Raw genomic sequence first — 1,886 nt, 5'->3', positions numbered from 1 at the left:
CATCGATCTGTGATTTTTAACGTGACACAGAATTTTGAACACCCTCCGTTGGCCTGCCTGGCAACCGCTGTTTTTGTATGAAGCATGCAGATTACTCGTCTTAGAGAGTCTACTTCCAATATTTCATCGTCATTTATAAACAATTGAGACCGAATGATATGCTTCCTCGTGGCTCGAAAAGTGTTTAGGATGTCTTGTATGTTTTTTCTTGTATGTTTTTTGCGGTGTACTTCTGTTTGATTGTTGATTTGGATAGATCAATCACCAGTGTATCACTGCAACCTTTTCTACCTCCATGCACCATAAATCATCATAGTTCAATAGATATGTCATGAATCATAAACCTATATATTTAACTTTAGCCATCATCATATCAACGATGGGGACATTTGTTGTAATTAATGTATTTTCAGATTTTCCTGGGTTTGTTGCATACTTAGGCTTCACTAGTGAAGGGTATGGCACTTTTTTAAGCTGGAATTTAGCCCTATTTGTGACTGTCTTATACTGCTACAGTGCTTCGAAAATCTCTGACGTTAAACAATACATGTTCAAAGTAGACTTGTTAAAAATGGTTGTAGTCGTTGCGGCTTTATGTGCAGGAATCGTAGAAGAAATAGTATTTAGAAAGTGGGTGATGGATTACCTAGCTTCTGAAAACTTCTCTTTCTTTATCCAAATTATTGCATCTGGCCTAGCTTTTGGTGTTGTTCATTTGATTTGGGGTTTGAGGAATATCAAAGCCGGTATCAATGCCGCTTTCTCTACATTTATGCTGGGGTTAGCTTTAGGGGTTGTTTACTGGGTAGGTGATCGAAGCTTAGCGCCATGTATTGCGGCTCATTTTTTCATCTCTGCGTTAATTGAACCAGGTTTATTAATATCAGCTCAAAAAGATAAATTAGGGTACTGGTCTGAAAAAACAAACAAGTAGAGGTAGTGGAATGACTCATTTAATTTTGACTATTCATGCATTTTTACATGCGTGACAAGATCAGAACAGCTATTTGCAATCAATTGCTCCGGACACAGCTCAAATATGCACATAAACACGCTAAACTTGCACGTTAATAGTTATTAAAATGCAAAAGGGATGTGTGAGTCTTAAGTATCCCTAAATTAGTTTTAGCTAATGATATTTTCAGGAATTAGTTAATACCTGTGAAACATATAATATAGAATTGAACATCCGATACATATAAGTCTGTAGTGGTCAAGTTAAATTGGCCACGGTTTTGTATTCAAGCCAGTATCTTCGCTCTGACTCGTTCGGTGTAAGCCCACCGTTATATTGATGCGGTCTAAGCTGACTGTAATACCCCGTCACGTATCGTGATATTTCAACCCGAGCCTCACTGATACTTCGGTAGCCGGTCATCGGTATCCATTCTGTTTTCAAGCTTCTGAAGAAACGCTCCATCGGACTATTGTCCCAGCAGTTTCCTCGTCTGCTCATGCTTTGCTTTATCTGATAAGAAAGATAGGACAGCCATATCTTTTTGATGCTTTACACAGCTTTGACTAGGCTTTGAAATACCCATCAAAGCTCAGTCGAGGTTAGTTATGACCGTTGCCCGTAAAACAACAAAGACACCCATCGTAAAAACAACAAAGACACCCATTATTAGCTGTGTTAGCGCTGAGTAGCTTGAAATATCTGAAGTGTCAGCAGACATACGCCTATTTCCCAGGCACAGGCGTAACTGTGACCGTCGAAAACAGGGACGTTTTCGTCGAGGCTACATGGACGTATTCACGCCGAGTCACAGGATCGCCTGTGCGAAAGGCGCACCGCAGGTGATTGGCTACATTTTGCTGGCAGCTAAGCGCAAGTTTATTGGTGAGTTTGGGCTTAAAGCCATGCTAGCCGCTGTGCCAGCGGCGTA

2 protein-coding genes and 1 pseudogene are annotated in these 1,886 nt (G+C 40.4%); 2 read left to right on the top strand and 1 reads right to left on the bottom strand.

The genetic code is table 11. From position 1 onward, the window contains the following. Positions 1 to 331: 331 nt before the first annotated feature. Positions 332 to 934, top strand: a complete 603-nt coding sequence (locus RC73_RS19550) for a CPBP family intramembrane glutamic endopeptidase (RefSeq protein WP_039036193.1) — start codon at positions 332 to 334, stop codon at positions 932 to 934. A gap of 279 nt (positions 935 to 1,213) precedes the next feature. Here RC73_RS19550 and RC73_RS20395 read toward each other — a convergent pair. Continuing rightward, positions 1,214 to 1,474 (bottom strand): annotated as a pseudogene (locus tag RC73_RS20395) (integrase core domain-containing protein); the annotation flags it as partial. A gap of 188 nt (positions 1,475 to 1,662) precedes the next feature. Between RC73_RS20395 and RC73_RS21320 the strand changes: the two are divergent. Further along, positions 1,663 to 1,886: hypothetical protein (locus tag RC73_RS21320; RefSeq protein WP_235370046.1), on the top strand; the 224-nt coding region annotated here is incomplete at its 3' end.

This window comes from Shewanella sp. ECSMB14102, from assembly GCF_000813075.1.
Lineage (GTDB): Bacteria > Pseudomonadota > Gammaproteobacteria > Enterobacterales > Shewanellaceae > Shewanella > Shewanella indica.
Note: the sequence above shows the minus strand (reverse complement) of the source record. Positions and strands in the feature narration are given on the sequence as shown.

Bases quoted from the DNA above. Each gene is read 5' to 3' on its own strand.
- RC73_RS19550 (WP_039036193.1), top strand. From the start codon at position 332: ATGAATCATAAACCTATATATTTAACTTTAGCCATCATCATATCAACG.